This window comes from Streptomyces sp. NWU339 (assembly GCF_003143855.1).
Lineage (GTDB): Bacteria > Actinomycetota > Actinomycetes > Streptomycetales > Streptomycetaceae > Streptomyces.
Map to the genome: position 1 here is coordinate 60,044 of NZ_QFRK01000029.1, position 17,420 is coordinate 77,463.

Below are 17,420 nucleotides of genomic sequence, written 5' to 3' on the forward strand. Positions count from 1 at the left end.
CGGGAAGCCGCGCGAACACGTGAGAACCATGGAGGGTTGATTTCCCGGGCCAGACGCCGTGCTGCCAACGTCTCCGCAGGTCACAGCACCGCTCCGGGAAAACTCCTCAAGCGGGTGTCGCAGGTTCGAATCCTGCCGGGGGCACAGAGAGACCCCTGGTCAGGGTCCCCCGTCCGGCGGACGGGGGACCCTGCGCTTGGAGCACGTCATCCAGCCGCTTCGTCGACCCGTGAGTCATGGTGATCCGTTCAAGGGCTGGCGGAACCCCGAAGCTGCCGAAGACAGAAGAGAGTTCGCGCCAACCCCGGGGGCGACGATGGTCAGGTGGGCAGCTGCTTTCGATTCGCCGATCGGCGTGGTGCGGTGCGGTCGCGGTGTTCGTGCCGTACCGCTGCGAGAGTTCAGGCGTATCGCGCCTGGCGTACGGGATCCGGGGCGGCGGCCACGCCGGCCTCGATCTCGGCCACAGCGATCACCCTCGGAAAGCGGTTGTCATGAGGCAGTCGCACTCGTCCTGCACGAGATCGGGGACACCGATCGGATCCCGGTCGCTGAGCAGATGACGAAGGTTGTCTTGCACATCCACTGGCCGCGTGCCCGCATCGTGGCGCCTTCGGTCCCACCGGTCGCGCCGGCTTCGGACTTGACCTCGGTCATTGCTATTTCACCGACCGGGCAGGTATGCCACGGCCAATCAGGTGGCGAGGCGTCAGGATTCGACATCCCGGGCCTCAGCGCCGTGTGACCCGTCTCGGTGAAGGTAGGGCAAGGCAGCACTTTGACCTGGGATGCCTCAGGTTGAGCGAGACGCCGGATGCCTGCCTCGCTCAATCCGAGGTTTCCGTCACGATCCCCTGGGCCTGTGGGCCAGGAAGCGGTGCAGCTCAGGAGCGACCTCACGCGATCGACGTCGATGCAGCACCGACCGATGCCTGAGCGGCCGTCATCATCCGTCTGTGGGCCGCCCTTCGACAGCCCACAGACGGCCCGGGACCCCTTGGCCCGAAGCAGCTCGGGTGAGCCTTCAACCTTGGGCCGGCACGCCTCTTACCTGCTGCGAAGGCTGTTGATGAGCCAAGACTGGAAGTCCGTTCGGACCAGTAGGCCATAAGTGGACATACCGCCCACTGCTCGATACGGTCGAACTTACAGACGCCATAACTGCAGCAGTGCCAGCGAGCAGAGAAAATGGCGTCGCGCCAAAGGGCAAATTCATCGACCCGAATGGCGCCCAGCGCAAGGTTTAGATTCCAGTTCCCCGGTCCAGCGGAGTCAGTGACGCTCCCGACCGAAGGCCGGGCACTGTCGGCGCTCACCAGTCGCGAAAGGGAAGATAGCTATGCGCGCAAAGCGAACCATCGCACTACTGGCATGCCCCCTGCTCGGAGCCGCCGCCCTTACGCTCCCATCCGTGGCCGTGTCACATGCCTCGGACACCTCGGTGACGTCCGCTTCCACAGGAGGCAAGCTCCAACCTCCTCCCACCCCGCAGCAGGGCACGCAAGACGGACGGGCGGACGGGGAAGCGGACGGCGCAAACTGCAAGTTCAAGGGGAAGAATTACCAGCTGCACAAATCCCCGAACGGGAACTCGCAGTACAAGGGGAACTATGAGTTCACCTACCAGTCGAGCTACAACGCCACCTGCGAAGAGGCCCCGGGGTCGATGACTCCAAATGGGCCCACCCCGCAGCAGGGCACGCAAGACGGACGGACGGACGGGGAAGCGGACGGCGCAAACTGCAAGTTCAAGGGGAAGAATTACCAGCTGCACAAATCCCCGAACGGGAACTCGCAGTACAAGGGGAACTATGAGTTCACCTACCAGTCGAGCTACAACGCCACCTGCGAAGAGGCGTAGGCGACATCGCCTCGCGTCGGACAGGCCGGGGTCTGCGAAGGGAGGCCCCGGCCCTCGACTGCACTGCGCGTCAGGCGGCCGTCACCGTGTCCGCCAACAACGCCAACAGCGCCGACCGTGAGCCGACGGACGGTCAACACCCTTCCCCGGCAGGTGGCGTAGGCGAGGAACACACCGGCCTGGCTGTTCTCGATGCGTCCGGCGGTGCCGGTGTACTGCCGTTGCACGCCCGCCGAGGCGGACTCCTTCTTTCGGCCCGGCCCGGGCCGGGCGTGGTCGGCTTGTCCGGCCAGTACCAGTCGTCGGTCGTGCCCGGATCCGTGACCACGGCACGGCATCCCGCGGACAGCCGCCGGATCGCCTCCGCCGCCGGGACCGCCCCAGCCCGAACCGTGCCGCTCCTCGCTCAGGCGCACCCGCTCCGGCACCGGAACATCACCGTCCGGGCACCCGACGGCCGACGTGAGCCACCGGACCCATCACCTGAGTGAACAAGGGAACCGCTCGCGGACCACTCGGAGAAGCCGCCGGCCGCTTGGTGGGCGCGGGTGCTCAAGAGGTCCCGCACATCCTCACCGGCGGTGGACGCTGACGGCATAGCCGCCGCCGTCGTAAGGGGCGGCGTCCCAGGTGGCGAAGCGGTCGACGAGGGTGAGGCCGGCCGCGGCGCAGCAGTCGTCGTACTCCGGCAGCGTGATGCCGGGCGGCACGGGCAGGTGGGCCTCGTCCAGGCCGAAGCCGGCGACCAGCAGGCCGCCCGGACGCAGGGCCGCGGCCAGGCGCTCGACCACCGCGGCCTCGGTGCCGGGGGCGAGGAACGGGAAGACGTTGCCTGCGGCGACCACGAGGTCGAAGTCCGCCGCGATGCCGAGCAGGTCCGGCTCGAACCCGGCCAGATCGGCCTGGAACCAGGGCAGTCCCGGCGCCTGCTTCCGCGCCACCGCCAGCATCGACGCGTCGACGTCCACCCCGACACAGTCGTACCCGAGCTCCGCAAGCCGGATCATGACCCGTCCGGTACCGCACCCGGCGTCCAGCACCCGCGCTCCGGCGGGCACGAGAGCCGCGCAGAACCGCGCCTCACCGTGCACGTCCTTCCCGCTACGGGCCAGGGCCGCGAACCGTGCGGCGTAGTCCTCGCCGGACGTCTCCCCGGTCAATTCCCTCCAACGGCTCATGCGGCCAACTATAGGTCGGCCGTGTGCCGCTCGAAGGGCCCCGAAGAACCCGGACACCGGGGCCGGCCCGGCTGACTGCCCGGACCGGCGGAACGGGGTGTCCCGGTCAGCGGTGATACTCGGAGTTCTCCCCGTTCTCCCCGCTGCCGACGCAGGTTCCCGGGCCGGTCGTCACCGGCGGCCGTTCCTCGAGGATCCGCCGGGCGCGCACCTCTCCCCAGCTGATCTCGTACCAGGACGCCGTCGCCGGACCGAGCTCCTCCGCCAGGGGGCCGAGGACACAGGACCGCATGGGCTCCTCCAGTCTGTCCAGAGCCGGGACCGCGTCCGCCGAAAGGCCACGCGCGTAGTCCAGGTCGAACTTGTGGGTCTTCTCGTACCGCCGCACGTTGTTCTCGGCGATCAGCCCGTCGGGAGAGGCCAGGCCGAAGGCGAGGGCCCCGACAGCGGCCGACGCGGCGACGGCGCGGGGCAGCCGACGTGCGCCCCGGATTCCGGCGACCATGATCAGCAGGATGACCAGGCCGAGCCACAGCTCCACGGTCACGACGGAGATCCGCAGCCGCGTCAGCCCGTACGCCTCGACGTACATGTCCATGCGCCGTACCGCCGAAGCGACCACGATCAGGGTGAGTGCGCAGAGGGTGCCGAGGACTCCCCGCACCAGGTTCCGGTCACCGGGCCCGCCGCGTGGTGCCCAGCGCAGTGCGAGGACGATGACCAGGAGGGTGAGGAGCGTGGCGATGAGGAGTTGCCAGAAGCCCTGCCGCGCGTACTCGGAGTAGGTCTGGCCGGTCTTGTCCAGGACGGCCTCGTACCCGCCGAAGAGGACGGTGAGCTGGATGACGTTGAAGACGGCGAACAGCACGCACAGCAGGAGCAGGGGAAGCGCCCATTCGCCCCGGCCGCGGGCGCTGCCCGGGCTGGGCTTGTACCTGTCCCACTGCAGAGGGGCGGCGGCGGTGTGTGCCGCCGCGAGGGCACCGAGGAGTCCGAGGGCGAACAGCAGCAGGTGCCAGGGGCCGTCGCCGACGGACGTGTCCGGGACCAGCCTGCTCAGCAGATCGGCGAAGGCCGCGTCGGCCCCGGCGAACAGTGCGCCGAAGACGAGGAGGAGCACGGCCGTCACGGCAAGGGCGCGCAGTACGGAGCCCACGTTGTCGGAGGCCTTGCCGGCGCGGGCGCGCACTCCTCGCCATCCCCACGCGGCACCCTTGAACAACGAGTCGACCAGTCCGAAGGGGCTGAGCACGACGCCGGCCCAGGACCGCGAGTCGTGGAGGGCGAGCGATGCGAGACCGATGGCGGTGGCCACGGCGAGGAAAGAAGGCCACTGAGCGGCGCGGAGCACCGGAACCAACAGGAGGGCGAGTCCTCCGATGCCCCAGGCGAGCGTCCAGGGACGGGCCTGTACCCGGCCTGCCCGGCGCGCGGCGAAGTACGCGGTGAGCGTGGCCGGCAGGGCGACGAGGAACAGATTGACGCCCACACCCTCGTCGAGGAGCACCGTGCTGAGCACGCCGGTGGCGAGCGCCGCCCAGAGGACGGCGGTGCCCACGGTGGAGGGCGGTTCGCGGCGCAGGTCGGTTAACCAGAGATCGTGGGCGTAAGCGCCCGCGCCCACGGGTCCGGGGGCTTCGCCGGACCGCGTGTCCGTCGTCGCGCGCGACCTGCCTCCCGGTGGTGTTCCCACCCGCTGTGCTCCCGCCGTGTCGGCGGTCTCTCCCCCAGGTGTTCCAGGTGTTCCAGGTATTCGCCCCGACGGCCGGGACCGCTCGTACGGTTCGTCGGGCACAGGTGGTTTCTCTGTCACGGGACCCCCTCCCAACCGGCCCCCGAACACATGTACTCGGGTACATCGAGCGGGTACCGGTGTCGCTTGCGAAGCCGACCGCCATGATCGGCAGGGCGGCGTGCCCGCAAGAGTAGCGGGACCGACGGGGACGTCCGCGCTCGCGCAGCCCCCGAAGGCACGGCGTATCCGGTGGCCCGCCGTTCACCTTCGGGGCCGGCGAGCCGATGGCCGCCGTCGCCCGCGGCCGGTGGCCCGAGGCGGACTTCCGGATCGCGGGGGCGTACGGCTTGCCGCGGCCGGACGCCTCGGTGGACGGCTACCGCGCCGACAAAGTGTTCCACGAACTGGCCGAGCCAGGGCGGGCGTTGACAGAGGCCCGCAGGGTTCTCGCGCCCGGAGGGCGGATCGTCCTGGTCGGCCGGGACTGGGACACCATCGTCATCGACTCCGACGATCCGGCCCTCACCCGCACCGTCGTGCACGCCCGCGCAGACCTGATCGCCGTCCCGCCCGCCGGTACCGCCCCCTTCTCCTGGACGCCGGCTTCGACCACGTGACGGTCGAGGTGCACACCGGAGTGTTCACCGGACCGGAGATGTCGCCCTCGCTCACCGGACCGGCCGAAGGAGCCCGCTTCGCCGGCGCCATCACACGCGAGCAGGCGGACAGCGGGATCGCTGAGCAGCGGGCACGGGCCGAGGCCGACCGGCTCTTCCTGGCGCTGCCGATGTTCACGGCCGCGGCGACCACAGCACGGTGGACGAGGCACATCAGAGCCCCCATCAGACCCGGAGCGGTTCACCCCCGACCAAGGGCGCACGTCGGTCGCTCGTACGCCAGGTGCCGTCCCAGGGCGGGGGCGTCGCCCGTGGAGTCGCGGCCGGTCTGCGGGCCCGCAGGTTTCTCAGCATGATCGTGACTCGCACGACCTGCTGGAACGTCGACCCCGCGCGGGCCTCCGGAGACGCGTGCGCAGACCGGTCCTGCCGGGGCGCTTCCAGCGTGGTCGCCCTCGGCGGCGCGCTCGGTCGGCTCAGGCGTTGGGACGCTTGCCGTGGTTGGCCTTCTTCTTCTTGCGACCGCGTCGTTTATTGGCTCGCTTGGCCATGGCGCACATCTCCCTGATCGGGACTCTTCCTGCCTCCGCCAGTCTAGGTTCGGCCCTGCGGGTCCGCACCAGTGGTGAGGCGGCCCTTACGGGATGGGGCACACCCCGCGCGGTAACGCGCGCCACCCGCAATGCCGTTCACTCGCCGTCGGCGGCGGGCTCGGCCTCCTCCCGTTCGTCGTCCGGTCCCCGGGCCCGCACCCGCTGGACGTGCTCCAGGGACTCGCGCAGTTCGGTGAGCCAGTCGTCGGTGTGCCGCTGGACCAGGCGCACGCACCAGGCCAGCGCCTCGCTGCGGCTGCGGGCCACCCCGCCGGCGATCAGCGTGTCGAGGACCAGGCGCTCCGGCTGGCGCAGCCGGGTCATGACGGGCGCGGCGACATGGGTGAACAGGGCGCGCCGCCCGGCGCACTCCACCCCCCAGGAGACCTTCCGGCCGAAGCGGTGCTCCGCGTCCCGGGCGATGGCGATCCGGGCGTCCCGGGTGCGTTCCCGGAACTCCTGGATCCGGCCCTCGACGGCCGCGTCCCGCTCGGCCGGAGAGGCGTCCTCGACCGGCCGGGGCCCGGGAATGCGCCCGATCACCGTGATCTCCTCGCGGTCCACCGTGACCTCGGCCAGTTCCTCGAAGAGGTCGTCGGGGAGCCGGCCGGTGAACCAGCCCCGCAGTTGCTCTCGCTGTTGTTCTGTAATCATGTAATGACGATTACTCGGCATCTTCATGAACACAAGGGATGGCGGAACGGTCCGCCGACAGCGGAATCTGAATGCTTCAGGCCCATTACCGACCTTGAAGGCGTGATGTCGTCAGAGAGCTCGCGCCGATCCCGGAGGCGACGCCGCCAGGGTCGCCCGTGCCCCGCAGTACCGCCTGCAGCTTCTCCTCCCACGGATTGACCACCAGGGCCCCGGTTCGGGCCAGGTGTTCGATGGTGCGGGTGGCGACCGTCCACCCGTTGGCCGGGGCGGTGGGTCGATGCCGGTGCCTGTGGCCTTGAGCGTCTTGTGGAGGGTCAGGGCGGCCCGCAGGCCGCTGTGCCCGCACTGCGGTCGGCAGGGGTGGCGGGCGCGGTCCGGTGTGCTCGCGGTCGGCCTCGAGGGACTCGTCACCGGCGTCGCGGCGGCCGGTGTCCGTACGTGCCACGATGCTGGCATGCAGGTCATCGTGGTGGGTGCGGGGCAGGTCGGTCACACCGTGGTGAAGTCGCTCGCCGAGACGCACGAGTGCACGGTGATCGACATCGACGAGGCGCGCCTGGAGGCCGTGTCACACGCCTACGACGTGCGGATCACGCGCGGCAGCGGCACCTGGCGCGAGACGCTCCTCGAAGCCGGTGTGGCCGATGCCGAGCTCGTCCTGGCATGCACGTCGCGGGACGAGGTCAACCTGGTGACCGCGATGCTCGCCCGCCGGCTGTCGTCGGCGCGGACGGTCGTGCGGGCCACCGGGATGGACTACCTGGAAGCCTGGCGTGCGGGTGATCTCGACGTGGACCTCCTCGTCTCGACGGCGTTCGAGACCGCGAGCGCCGTCGCGCGCGTCCTTCACGTGCCGGGTGCACGGCATGTGGACTTCTTCGCCGGCGGCGAGGTGGTCGTGCTCGGCGTCGATATCCGCGAGGCGAGGCCGCCGCGGTTCGCCGGCCGTCCCCTGCGTGATGCGGGCCTGCCCGCGGCGTCGCGGGTGGTCGCCGTCGTGCGCGACGGGAACTGGATCAGACCGACCGCGCACGAGGTGGTGCGGCCTGGCGACTGGGTGATCGTGATGGCGTCGCTCGCGGCGGCGCGCGCGTGGAGCCGGCTGGTCACCGGGGCCGATCCCGTCGATGACGTCGCGCTCTTCGGCGCCGGGCGCATGGGGACGGCCATTGCCCGGGTACTGCTCGACAAGGGGATCTCCGTGCGGCTGATCGAACCGGATGCGGCACGAGCGCGCGCGGCCGCGGCCGCACTCGACCGGGCACGGGTGTTCCACGCGACGGGCCTCGACCCGGCGTTCCTGCGCCGTGAGCGCGTCGGTGCGGCGGGAGCGGCGGTGTTCGCCAGCGGCGACGACTCGCGCAACCTGTACGCGGCGGTGCTCGCAAAGGTCCACGGGGTCGAACTCACACTGACGGTCCTCGAGGACCCCGCCGCCGCCGAGGTCTTCGAAGCCGCCGGAGCCGACGTGACGATCGATCCGGGTGACGAAACCGCTGAGAAGATGGCCCGCTTCACGTTCGACGAGCGCACCCACCAGATGGCGATGCTGGGGGACGACCGCTTCGAGGTGCTCGACATCACCGTCCGGCCCGACAGCCGGTTCGCGCACGGTCCGGTCGACGCGCTTCCCGAAGCCGGTGTGGGCGCGATCGTTCGCGACGGCACCGTCTTCTTCCCCGGCGGTGAGGACGAACTGCGGCCCGGGGACCGCGTCATCGTCCTCACCGAGCCCGACCGCGTCCCCACGATCGAGCACGACCTGTGACACCGTCACGCTCGTCGCCGCGTCCTCGACGATGGCGCCCGCGCAGACGGTTCGGCGTCGACGTGCGGACCGCGCTGGGTGTCGTCGGCGCTCTGCTCGCGTGGTTCGCGGTCGCGTTCGTCGCGCCGGCGGTCGTCGCGCTTGCAGTCGGCGAGCCCCCCTGGCCCTTCCTCGTCACCGGACTCGCCGTGGCCGTGACGGGCCTGGCGCTCAAGCGTCTGACGGGCGAGCGGCCCCCGCTGGACATCCGCGAGGGATTCCTCGTCGTCGTCGTCTGGCTGCTTGTCCCCGCGTTCGGCGCGCTGCCCTTCGTGCTCGGCCACGTTCCGCAGCTCGATCACCCGGTCGATGCCTACTTCGAGGCGATGTCGGGATTCACCGCCACCGGCGCGACTGTCCTGACCGACGTGAACGCACTCGGACTCGACATGCTGTTCTGGCGCCAGCTCACCCACTGGCTGGGCGGTCTGGGCATCATCGTGCTCGCGCTCGCGGTGCTGCCGCGTCTGCGTATCGGCGGACGCGAACTCCTGCGCTCCGAGCTGCCGGGGCCGGTCGAGGTGGAGTCGCTCGGCGCGACCGTTCGCGAGGCCGCCCGACAGCTCTGGAAGGTCTACCTCGCGGTGACGGTGATCGGCGTCCTGGTCCTGGCCTGCCTGGGCTGGGCCGGGCTGGACCCGCGGATGGGTCTCTTCAACGCGTTCTCCTACGCGACGTCCGCCGTGTCCCTCGGCGGGTTCGCCCCGGAGGCCGACTCGGCTCAGGGCCTCGCGCCGGTGACGCAGTGGGTGCTGTGCGGGCTGATGGTGGTGGCCGGGGTGAACCTGCTGCGGTTGTACCGCCTCGCCGCACTGCGCCGGATCCGGACCGTGTCCCGTGACGAGGAGCTCGCCTGTATCTCGCCCTGCTGGCGGTGAGCACGTCCGTCCTGAGTGTCGAGCTGTTCGCCGACGGCACGGTGGACGGGCTCGGCGGCGTCCGGCACGCGGCTTTCCAGACGGTCTCGGTGATGACCACCACCGGTTTCGCGACCCTGGACTGGGCGAGTTGGGGAACACTCGCGGCGCTCACCTTGCTGGCGCTGATGTTCGTCGGGGCCTGCGCCGGGTCGGCGAGTGGCTCGATCAAGGTCGTCCGCCATCTCATCCTCTTCCGCTTCGCCCGCCACGAGCTGGAACAAGCCGTTCACCCCCACGCTGTTCTCCCTGTGCGGGTGAGCGGCCGCGTGGTCGACGACCCCACGCTCCGCTCGGCGCTCGTGTTCGCTCTCCTCTACGTGCTCGCCCTCGCGCTCGGGACGCTCGGCCTCGCCCTCGACGCCGAAGGGAGCACGACCGGAACCGGTGCGTTCACCGCACTCGGCGCCGCCGCGGCCTGCCTCGGCAACGTCGGCCCGGCGTTCGGCGAGGTCGGCCCGTTCGGTTCCTACGCGCCGCTCGGGCACCTGTCGAAGGCGATCCTCACCGCTCTCATGCTCCTCGGCCGTATCGAGATCGTTCCCCTGGCGGTACTGCTCCGCCGCAGCTACTGGCGCGCGTAGGCGACCGGGCGGCTCGCCCCACTGCGCCCATGAGCGACTCGTCGGACCGGGCCGCCTCCTCGGAGGTCAGCCGGCGGTCAGCCGCGCGGCGCGCTCGACCACCGCCCGACGCCGTGCTTCGACGGTCCCGCGCCCCTCGTCCGCCGGGGAGGGGACGTACTGACGCCGGTTGTCGCGGTTGCGGGTGCGCCGCACCTCGCCGCGGGCCTCCAGCCGGTCGATGACCGACACCGGACGGTGCGGTTGATGCCCAGCCGCTCGGCCGGGTAGAGCACCGTGTCGACCTGATCACCGGTCAGTGCGGTCACGGAACGGCCCCCTGCGGAACGTCGTGCGGCGACGTCCGGCAGCGCGTCACCCGTGCCGGAGTCCACGTGCTCCCCGGCCAGGGGCACATGGCCCACATCCGGGCGCCGGCAGAACTCGGCCACCTGCTCAACGGCCTCGCCACCGTCCGATGAGCAGCCATGCCGACGTCGTGGCCTTGTACAACCGGGTTCTGTCTCTCCGGTCACGAGCGGAGAGACAGAACCCCGGGGCCGGTTCAAGGAGCTTGATCTCCGGAACCGGTTGAAGTCATCGGGGTTGGTGGCGAAGGTTCGGTCACTTGCCGGCGTCCTCGGCGAGGGTGTGGGCGACGAGGGCGTTGGCGTGGCCGTGACCGAGGCCGTGTTCCGCCTTGAGCCAGTTGACGATCTCCATGTGCTTGGTGAGCGGGGAGGTGCGGATGAGGTCCTTCCACTCGGCGATCGGACGGCCGTACTTCTTCTCGATGGAGGGGAAGTAGCCGGCGGGACCCTTCACTGCGCTGGTCATGGGATGCCCCGTCTCCTTTCTGATCTGAATTGCTCTTGGTGGTGACGATGCTGTCCGCCGGAGCGGCGGGCAGCTAGCGGTTTGCCGGGGCGACGGCCAGGCGGGCCATCACCGCGGCCAGCCACAACAGGCCGAGGCCCGCGCCCGCGGTGAAGGCCGGCACGAAGGCGGCGGAGGCCATGAAGCCGGCGAGGACGGCCACGGGCACGAGGCGCGAGGCGACAGCCCAACCACGGTGGCCTCCGGCAGCGAGCGGGCGGGCCAGAACGGCGAACGCCGCGCACAGGGCGAGGTAGCCGATCGTCCCGGCCACCATGTGCACAGCGCCATGCCCGCTCAGCGTGGTCGCATCGGGCGCACCGGCGGGGAAACCGGCCCCCGCGTCGGCCGGGAAGATCGCGGCGGCCCAGAACGAGGCACCGAACACCCCGACCAGGGCCGGCCCCCAGGTGCCGCCCGTAGCACCACGCAGCGCCCGGCGCAGACCGGCCGCCCCCACGATCAGCAGCGCTCCGGTGAGCAGGAAGTTCACCGTCTGGATCCAGCCCGCCTCACCGAGGGCGAGCTGGCTGATGGCGTTGCGGGTGAAGTCGAAGCCGTCCCGTGCGAGGCCCTGGGCGACGCCGAGCGCGAGGAACAGTGGGCCCGCCACCGCGCCGCCGGCCAGAGCCTGCCGTGTCACCGGTCGTGCCGCGGACGCAACGGAGGCGGTGTGCCGGGTCGTGCTGAGCGTGTGAGTCATGGCCGGGCCTTCCTCGTGCCTGTGTGGTCGTTGTCGCTCGTATGACCGACGGCACGAGGAGAAGTCATCGCTTCACACGGTGTGCATTGGATCGCAGGCCCTCGGTTCCAGCACTTCCCACCGCTCAGCGCTGTCCCGCCTCGTCCGGGACCCGACCGGGAGGCGCTCTGTTCGGCCTCGGGCTCCTCGTCCGGGGCCGCCTGCCTGAACGGCGCGTGAGCGGACGGGGGGCGATCTCTCGGATCTCACCCGACGGATCGGTGTCAGGCGGCACGGGCTCCGGGTCGGACCTCTCCGCGCCGTCGGGCTCCGGCTCCGCTTCGGGGCGGTGTTCCCGGAGATGTGCGGGCGCGCGGGACGAGCCGGGCTGCGGTCTCGGCGATCGCCGACTCCGCCGAGGAAGCAGACTCGCGAGCTTGACAACGCGCATATCGACTATCGATAGTATCGACAATCGATATTCGCGTTGCGGGCGGCAAGGGGAACCATGCGTACGAAGTCCTGGTGGAGCCGAGCCGACGATCGGCTGCTGGGGGCAGTTCTGGGGCTGGCCGTTTTGCTGGTCGGCGTCTTCGGGGTGCTGGCCCCGGCCCTCGGAGTGGTCGGCCTCGTCGACCCGGTGGACACCCGCGAGGTCGAGACCGGGACCACGGCCCCGGTGTCAGGCACCGTGACCGACGCGGCGGCGGGCCACGGCATGACGCTCACCGGTACTCACCAGGCCGACCTCGCCTTCACCGACCCCGACCTGGGCCAGCGCCTGTTGCTCGCCCTGCCCGAGTTCGTCGGCAGCCTGCTCCTGCTCCTCATCCTGGCCCTCCTCCTCCAGGTGGCCAGGACCCTGCACGGCGGCGACGTCTTCGTACCGCAGAACGCCCGACGCCTGAGCGTCATAGGGCTCACGGTGCTGGTGCAGGGCGTCTTCTCCCCGGCCCTGCTGGCGCTCACCACGCAGGCGCTGGTGAGCGGCACCCCCCTGGCCGACCGGATCCCCTTCTCGGCCACCTTCTCCGGCGAGTACGTCCTGCTCGCCTTCCTCATCCTGGCCCTGGGTGAGGTCTTCCGCCGCGGTACGAAGCTACGGGCCGACACCGAGGGGCTGGTCTGATGCCGCCGGAGGAGGAACACCGGGTTCAAGTCCACCTGGACCGGCTGCTGGCCGACCGCGGCATGACCCTGTCCGAACTGGCGGCCAGGGTCGGGGTGACGGTGGTCAACCTCTCCGTCCTGAAGAACGACCGGGCGAAGGCGATCCGCTTCTCCACCCTCACCGCGATCTGCCGCGAACTGGACTGCCAGCCCGGCGACCTGCTCAGCGTCCGCGAGGACTGAACCCGGCGTTCGGCCTTGCCGCTCTTTCAGGCGGGCCTGTTCGGTGCGGGGTGCGACTCGCTTCACGGTCTTCCCGGGCCCGTGGCGTGAGCTGATCCCGGTTGCACAGGACCTGTGGTCCGAGGGCCTCAACGGGTGTCGGTCAGTCCACCGGTGACGGCTATCACCTCGCCGACCGTGAAGCTGGAGTCGGCGTCGGAGGCCAGGTGGACGTAGGCGGGAGCCACTTCCTCCGGCTGGGCCACCCGCCCCATGGGGGCCGAACTTCCCAGATTCGTCAGGTAGTCGTCGGGGAAGCGCTGGCCCGCCAGATTGAGCACGGTCCACGTGGGGCCGGGCGAGACGACGTTGGCCCGGATGCCGCGCTGGGCCAGGTGAGAGGCGATGGACTTGGTGAAGACGACCACAGCGGCCTTCGAGGCCGCGTAGTCCATCATCATCTCGCTGCCCTTGAGCGCTTCCTCGGAGGCTGTGGCGATCACGGCGTCTCCATGGGAGAGATGCGGCAGGGCCGCCATCACCAGATGGAAATAGGCATAGGTGTTCGTCTTGAAGACCCGGTCGAAGTCCTCGGCGGTCAGCTCCGACAGGTCGTTCTGACTGTTGAGGTATGCGGCGTTGCTCACCAGGATGTTGAGACCGCCCAGTTCCGCCACCGTCCGCTCGACGACGTCGGTGCAGAAGGACGGATCGCACAGATCGCCCGGCAGCAGCAGGCACGTGCGCCCCTCCTTCTCCACCGCTTCTTGCGTCTCGACGGCGTCACGCTCTTCCTCCGGCAGGTAGACGACGGCCACGTCGGCTCCCTCCCGGGCGTAGAGGACGGCCACCGAGCGGCCGATCCCCGAGTCGCCTCCCGTGATCAGCGCGACCTTGCCGTCGAGCTTCCCCGATCCGCGGTAGTTCGGCGCCAGGTACCTCGGACGCACCTCCATATCGGCCTCCAGCCCCGGACGTTGCTGGCGCTGGAAGCGATAGGGCGGAGAGATCTCCGCCTCCTCCTGCGGCATCGCCGGGCGCTCGTGCGGCGTGCGGTCCATGGCTTCCCCCTCCGGCATGGCTGCTCCCTTCGCTTTCGGACTTCCGGACCAGAACAGTCGACGCCGCCGGACCGGCAGCGACTCACCTCGCGTGTCCGCATCGGGCGAGGTGAAACCGTCCGCTGGTCATGGAGCCTTCGGTGACCGGGGGCCGGAGTGACCGGGGCGACCGGGACCCTCGGCACGGCGCGTGAGCGTGCCGGTCAGGCCGTGGCTTCGGCGCCGACCCTCACACGCTCGCCCGGGGCGCACCGCACCAGGCGCGCGTCGTGCCCTCGACGTCCGGCTTCTGCGAGGAAGTCCTCGAGTGGGGAACGGAAAACCGTGTAGTCGTCGTAGTGGACGGGCAGTGCCCGTCGCGGGCGCACCAGGTCGAGCAGGTCGGCGCCCTGTTCGGCGTCCATGGTGACCACGAGGCCTCCGGGCAGGGTCGTACCGCCGAGGTGCAGGACCGCCAGGTGGATGTCCGGGTACCGCTCGGCGATCTCGCGCAGGCCGTCGTACATCAGGGTGTCGCCGGAGAGGTAGAGGACCAGCCGGGTCTCCCCCGAACGGTCGCCGAATTCCAGCAGGCTGCCCATGACCGGCGGCAGCAGGACCCGGGCCGGGCCGGGCGCGTGGCGGCCCGGCAGCGAGGTGATGCGCACGGAGGAGTCCCCGTGCCGCAGGGTGTGGCTCTGCCAGGTGCGCAGACCGGTGGCGCGGCGGAAGCCGTACAGGCCCTTCAGCAGGAGGGAGCCGTGCCGGGTGGTCACGAACGGCAGGCTCCGGTCCAGCCCGCGTCGGGCCACCCGGTCGAAGTGGTCGCCGTGCAGATGGGAGAGCACGACGCCGTCCAGGTCCGCGTGGGGCAGGTCCGCCACGTCGACGGCCGGTTCGGTCACCCGGCGCGAGACCAGCCCGTAGCCGAGGTGGGCCAGTTGTCCGCGGTGGAGGAAGTTCGGATCGGTCAGGAGCGTCAGGTCTCCGTAGCGGATCAGCAGGGTGGCGTTGCCGATGAACAGGATTTCCGCGGTGCCTTCAGGCGGAGTGTGCTGCACGGCCGACTCCCCTCCGTCGCTCGTGGCTCCCCCGGTCCCGCCCCGAGTGATCGGCGACCACGGTTTTACACCCCGGGGCCGGAGGGAAAACCGGGCCCCTGGAAAGCGCCGTCCCTTCCCCCGTGGCGGGTGAGGCACGGGGCGCGTGCCTGGGGTGCGATGGACGGAGCGGCGGGCGCCTGCCGCTGCCCGGCCGGCCCCGTCGGCGTACCGGGCCGACTCGGCGAGGTGGACGGCGTGAAGCACTGGCGGGCTCTGGTCGTTCTCGGTACGGCCCAGTTCCTGATGGTCCTGGACACCTCCGTCATGAACGTGTCCATCAGCCGGCTGGTCGACGACTTCGACACGGAGGTCACCGCCATCCAGGCCGTCATCACGTTGTACGCACTGGTCATGGCGGCGTTCATGATCATCGGTGGGCGGTTCGGGGACATCCTCGGGCGTCGCCGCATGTTCCTTCTGGGCCTGGTCGTCTACGGCGTGGGGTCGGCCCTGACCGCTGTGGCCCCCACGCTGTGGGTCCTCACGCTGGGCTGGTCCGTCATCGAGGGGCTCGGAGCCGCCATGGTGCTGCCGGCCATGGTCGCCCTGGTCGCGGAGTCGTACCGCGGGCGGGACCGGGCCGTCGCCTACGCGGTCATCGGCGGACTCGCCGGCGCCGGGATCGCGGTCGGCCCGCTGCTGGGCGGCTGGATGACGACGTACCTCACCTGGCGGCTGGTCTTCGCCGGTGAGGTCGTGGTCGTCGTGGCCGTCCTGCTGTGCCGCCGGGTGATCGCGACGCCCGTCCGGACCGGCCCGCCTCCCCGGCTGGACGGCGTCGGTGCCGCGCTCTCGGCGGCCGGACTGGGGCTGGGTGTGCTCGGCGTGCTGCAGAGCAGCACCTGGGGATGGGTGCAGCCGCGGAACCCGCCCTTCACCGTGTTCGGCTTCGCCCCGACGCTGTTCGTCGTCGGCGCCGGGGTGGCCGTCCTGGCCGTCTTCCGGCACTGGGAGCGGCGGCGCGACAGCCGGGGCGAGGACCCCCTGGTGCACCTGTCCCTGCTGGGCAGGCCCGTGCTGCGGTCCGGCCTGCTGACCCTGCTGAGCCAGAACCTCATCCTCCTGGGGCTGTTCTTCACCATCCCGCTGTATCTGCAGGTCGTTCAGGGGTTCGACGCCTTCCAGACCGGGCTGCGCCTCCTCCCGGTGTCCGCCACCATGCTGGTGACCTCCCTGTCCGCGTCCCCGCTGGGACGGGTGTGGGGGCCGCGCCGGGTGGTCCGGGTGGCCCTGGCCACCCTGACGGCGGCCATCGTGTGGCTGCTGGCCACCGTCGACCCGGTCATCGACGACGCGCAGTTCGCCGGAGCCATGGCCCTGCTGGGCGTGGGGGTCGGCCTGCTCGCCTCGCAGTTGGGCAACGTCGTCCAGTCCGGCGTCGGGGAGGAGGAACGCAGTGAGGCGGGAGGGCTCCAGTTCACGGCACAGAACCTGGGCTCGGCGCTGGGCACCGCGCTCATCGGGTCGATTCTCATCGGTGCGCTGGCCCACGCCTTCACCACACAGGTGGCGGACGACCCACGCCTGTCCGAAGAGGCCCGTGCGCAGGTCGGTGTCTCCCTCGAGGCCGGGGTCACCTTCGTCCCCACCGGTCAGGTGCGCTCGGCGGCCGAACGTGCCGGGTTGCCGCCGTCCGAGGTGGACGCCGTCACGGACTCCTACGCCTCCGCGCAGCTGGCCGGCCTGAAGGCGGCGATCCTGGCCACCGGCGGCGTCGCTCTCGCCAGTTTCCTGGTCACACCGCATCTGCCGACCGCCCCGGGCAGCCGTCCGCGGCAGCCGGACACCGGCGCCCCGGCCGAAGCGACCGGCCCGACGCGCTGAGACCGAGGCTGAGACCAAGGGAGTCAGACGTGTCCAGAACAAGAACCAGGACCAGGGCCGGCCCGGCCACGGACCGGCGGGCGCGCCGGGCCGAGCACCGGGTCCACGCGGATTACACGGGCGCCGTCTACGGATCCATGCTCGCGGCCTCCGTGGTGCTCGGTGCCGGCTCGCTGGGCTCGTTCCCCCGCGCCGAGCTGGTGCTGCTGCTGTTGCTCACCGGTGTGGTGTTCTGGATCGCGCACGTGCACGCCCAGTTGTTCGGGGCACGGCTGGCACAGCGGGCTCCGGACCGCCGGATGGTGCTGCACGTGTGCCGTGACGAGTGGCCGATCGTCAAGGCCGCCTTCCCGCCGGCCGTCGCGGTGGCCGTCAGCCCGCTCCTGGGCCTGGACGTGCGGGGCGCCCTCTGGCTGGCCCTCTCCGTCGCCGTGGCCGGGCAGGTGGGCTGGTCCGTGGCCGCGGCACACCGCGCCGGTGCTTCCCGGCGGCTGATGGCCGCCACCGCGTCGGTCAATCTGCTGATCGGCCTGCTGATCGTCTCCTTCAAGATCGTCCTGAAGCACTGAGACGCATGGCCCGGAGTGCCGACCACCGGACGAAGGGCCGTCTGTCACCGGGTGCCGGGATCACCC

18 protein-coding genes, 1 tRNA gene and 1 pseudogene are annotated in these 17,420 nt (G+C 70.8%); 10 read left to right on the plus strand and 10 right to left on the minus strand.

Annotation, left to right across the window (positions count from 1 at the left end; translation table 11 throughout):
* Positions 1-69: 69 nt before the first annotated feature.
* Both DIZ27_RS45940 and DIZ27_RS45240 read left to right on the plus strand, forming a co-directional pair.
* Positions 70-144, plus strand: a tRNA-OTHER gene (locus DIZ27_RS45940).
* 1,267 nt (positions 145-1,411) lie between these two features.
* A complete protein-coding gene (locus DIZ27_RS45240) occupies positions 1,412-1,861 on the plus strand; it encodes a hypothetical protein (protein WP_146229004.1) in 450 nt (149 codons plus the stop codon).
* 119 nt (positions 1,862-1,980) lie between these two features.
* Here the strand turns inward: DIZ27_RS45240 and DIZ27_RS48830 are convergent.
* The 3 genes and pseudogenes from DIZ27_RS48830 to DIZ27_RS28355 all read right to left on the minus strand — a co-directional run.
* Positions 1,981-2,112, minus strand: a pseudogene (locus tag DIZ27_RS48830) (IS701 family transposase); the annotation flags it as partial.
* Between the two features lie 321 nt (positions 2,113-2,433).
* Positions 2,434-3,039: a bifunctional 2-polyprenyl-6-hydroxyphenol methylase/3-demethylubiquinol 3-O-methyltransferase UbiG gene (locus tag DIZ27_RS28350; protein WP_109381290.1), complete on the minus strand. Its 606-nt coding sequence runs from the start codon at positions 3,037-3,039 to the stop codon at positions 2,434-2,436.
* 106 nt (positions 3,040-3,145) lie between these two features.
* Positions 3,146-4,663 (minus strand): DUF4153 domain-containing protein, encoded by a 1,518-nt coding sequence (locus tag DIZ27_RS28355; protein WP_258308574.1) that lies wholly within the window; start codon positions 4,661-4,663, stop codon positions 3,146-3,148.
* A 395-nt stretch (positions 4,664-5,058) separates the two neighbouring features.
* Here DIZ27_RS28355 and DIZ27_RS48500 point away from each other — a divergent pair, with 395 nt between their 5' ends.
* Positions 5,059-5,391 carry a methyltransferase domain-containing protein gene (locus tag DIZ27_RS48500; RefSeq protein ID WP_309074913.1) on the plus strand — a complete coding sequence of 111 codons (333 nt, stop codon included), beginning with the start codon at positions 5,059-5,061 and terminating at the stop codon, positions 5,389-5,391.
* 476 nt (positions 5,392-5,867) lie between these two features.
* Here the strand turns inward: DIZ27_RS48500 and DIZ27_RS48835 are convergent, their stop codons facing one another.
* Both DIZ27_RS48835 and DIZ27_RS28370 read right to left on the minus strand, forming a co-directional pair.
* Positions 5,868-5,942, minus strand: coding sequence for a 50S ribosomal protein bL37 (locus DIZ27_RS48835; protein ID WP_109381338.1), 75 nt, complete (start codon positions 5,940-5,942; stop codon positions 5,868-5,870).
* Positions 5,943-6,080: 138 nt separating this feature from the next.
* Positions 6,081-6,638: a hypothetical protein gene (locus tag DIZ27_RS28370; RefSeq protein WP_109381292.1), complete on the minus strand. Its 558-nt coding sequence runs from the start codon at positions 6,636-6,638 to the stop codon at positions 6,081-6,083.
* 457 nt (positions 6,639-7,095) lie between these two features.
* Here DIZ27_RS28370 and trkA point away from each other — a divergent pair, with 457 nt between their 5' ends.
* From trkA to DIZ27_RS47475, 3 genes are all read left to right on the plus strand, one after another.
* Entirely contained in the window at positions 7,096-8,409 is a 1,314-nt protein-coding gene (gene trkA, locus DIZ27_RS28375; RefSeq protein WP_109381339.1) for a Trk system potassium transporter TrkA, read from the plus strand.
* Between the two features lie 62 nt (positions 8,410-8,471).
* A complete protein-coding gene (locus DIZ27_RS47470) occupies positions 8,472-9,326 on the plus strand; it encodes a potassium transporter TrkG (RefSeq protein WP_258308575.1) in 855 nt (284 codons plus the stop codon).
* On the plus strand, positions 9,323-9,949 hold the full coding sequence (locus DIZ27_RS47475; RefSeq protein WP_258308576.1) for a potassium transporter TrkG: 627 nt from the start codon (positions 9,323-9,325) through the stop codon (positions 9,947-9,949). The genes DIZ27_RS47470 and DIZ27_RS47475 overlap by 4 nt, the downstream gene beginning before the upstream one ends.
* A 66-nt stretch (positions 9,950-10,015) precedes the next feature.
* Here DIZ27_RS47475 and DIZ27_RS28385 read toward each other — a convergent pair whose 3' ends face one another.
* From DIZ27_RS28385 to DIZ27_RS28395, 3 genes are all read right to left on the minus strand, one after another.
* Positions 10,016-10,180, minus strand: a complete 165-nt coding sequence (locus tag DIZ27_RS28385) for a hypothetical protein (protein WP_258308577.1) — start codon at positions 10,178-10,180, stop codon at positions 10,016-10,018.
* 372 nt (positions 10,181-10,552) lie between these two features.
* Positions 10,553-10,765 (minus strand): DUF4287 domain-containing protein, encoded by a 213-nt coding sequence (locus tag DIZ27_RS28390; RefSeq protein WP_109381293.1) that lies wholly within the window; start codon positions 10,763-10,765, stop codon positions 10,553-10,555.
* A 73-nt stretch (positions 10,766-10,838) separates the two neighbouring features.
* The gene (locus DIZ27_RS28395; RefSeq protein ID WP_109381294.1) at positions 10,839-11,507 is read right to left on the minus strand and encodes a DUF998 domain-containing protein; all 669 of its coding nucleotides are present in this window, start codon (positions 11,505-11,507) and stop codon (positions 10,839-10,841) included.
* A gap of 487 nt (positions 11,508-11,994) precedes the next feature.
* Between DIZ27_RS28395 and DIZ27_RS28400 the strand changes: the two genes are divergently transcribed.
* Positions 11,995-12,615 carry a DUF2975 domain-containing protein gene (locus DIZ27_RS28400; protein ID WP_109381295.1) on the plus strand — a complete coding sequence of 207 codons (621 nt, stop codon included), beginning with the start codon at positions 11,995-11,997 and terminating at the stop codon, positions 12,613-12,615.
* On the plus strand, positions 12,615-12,839 hold the full coding sequence (locus DIZ27_RS28405) for a helix-turn-helix transcriptional regulator (protein WP_109381296.1): 225 nt from the start codon (positions 12,615-12,617) through the stop codon (positions 12,837-12,839). Before DIZ27_RS28400 ends, DIZ27_RS28405 begins: the two co-directional genes overlap by 1 nt.
* A 128-nt stretch (positions 12,840-12,967) precedes the next feature.
* Here the strand turns inward: DIZ27_RS28405 and DIZ27_RS28410 are convergent, their stop codons facing one another.
* Both DIZ27_RS28410 and DIZ27_RS28415 read right to left on the minus strand, forming a co-directional pair.
* Positions 12,968-13,849 (minus strand): SDR family oxidoreductase, encoded by an 882-nt coding sequence (locus tag DIZ27_RS28410; protein ID WP_109381340.1) that lies wholly within the window; start codon positions 13,847-13,849, stop codon positions 12,968-12,970.
* A gap of 233 nt (positions 13,850-14,082) precedes the next feature.
* Positions 14,083-14,919, minus strand: a complete 837-nt coding sequence (locus tag DIZ27_RS28415) for an MBL fold metallo-hydrolase (protein WP_109381297.1) — start codon at positions 14,917-14,919, stop codon at positions 14,083-14,085.
* Positions 14,920-15,156: 237 nt separating this feature from the next.
* Between DIZ27_RS28415 and DIZ27_RS28420 the strand changes: the two genes are divergently transcribed.
* Both DIZ27_RS28420 and DIZ27_RS28425 read left to right on the plus strand, forming a co-directional pair.
* Entirely contained in the window at positions 15,157-16,785 is a 1,629-nt protein-coding gene (locus DIZ27_RS28420) for an MFS transporter (RefSeq protein ID WP_109381341.1), read from the plus strand.
* Positions 16,786-16,814: 29 nt separating this feature from the next.
* Positions 16,815-17,354, plus strand: coding sequence for a hypothetical protein (locus DIZ27_RS28425; RefSeq protein ID WP_109381298.1), 540 nt, complete (start codon positions 16,815-16,817; stop codon positions 17,352-17,354).
* Positions 17,355-17,420: the final 66 nt, after the last annotated feature.

Excerpts from the sequence above, each read along its gene's own strand:
- DIZ27_RS28350 (WP_109381290.1), bottom strand. The coding sequence starts at position 3,039 with ATGAGCCGTTGGAGGGAATTGACCGGGGAGACGTCCGGCGAGGACTAC.
- DIZ27_RS48500 (WP_309074913.1), top strand. The coding sequence starts at position 5,059 with ATGGCCGCCGTCGCCCGCGGCCGGTGGCCCGAGGCGGACTTCCGGATC.
- DIZ27_RS28370 (WP_109381292.1), bottom strand. The coding sequence starts at position 6,638 with ATGATTACAGAACAACAGCGAGAGCAACTGCGGGGCTGGTTCACCGGC.
- trkA (WP_109381339.1), top strand. The coding sequence starts at position 7,096 with ATGCAGGTCATCGTGGTGGGTGCGGGGCAGGTCGGTCACACCGTGGTG.
- DIZ27_RS28390 (WP_109381293.1), bottom strand. The coding sequence starts at position 10,765 with ATGACCAGCGCAGTGAAGGGTCCCGCCGGCTACTTCCCCTCCATCGAG.
- DIZ27_RS28395 (WP_109381294.1), bottom strand. The coding sequence starts at position 11,507 with ATGACTCACACGCTCAGCACGACCCGGCACACCGCCTCCGTTGCGTCC.
- DIZ27_RS28400 (WP_109381295.1), top strand. The coding sequence starts at position 11,995 with ATGCGTACGAAGTCCTGGTGGAGCCGAGCCGACGATCGGCTGCTGGGG.
- DIZ27_RS28405 (WP_109381296.1), top strand. The coding sequence starts at position 12,615 with ATGCCGCCGGAGGAGGAACACCGGGTTCAAGTCCACCTGGACCGGCTG.
- DIZ27_RS28410 (WP_109381340.1), bottom strand. The coding sequence starts at position 13,849 with ATGCCGCAGGAGGAGGCGGAGATCTCTCCGCCCTATCGCTTCCAGCGC.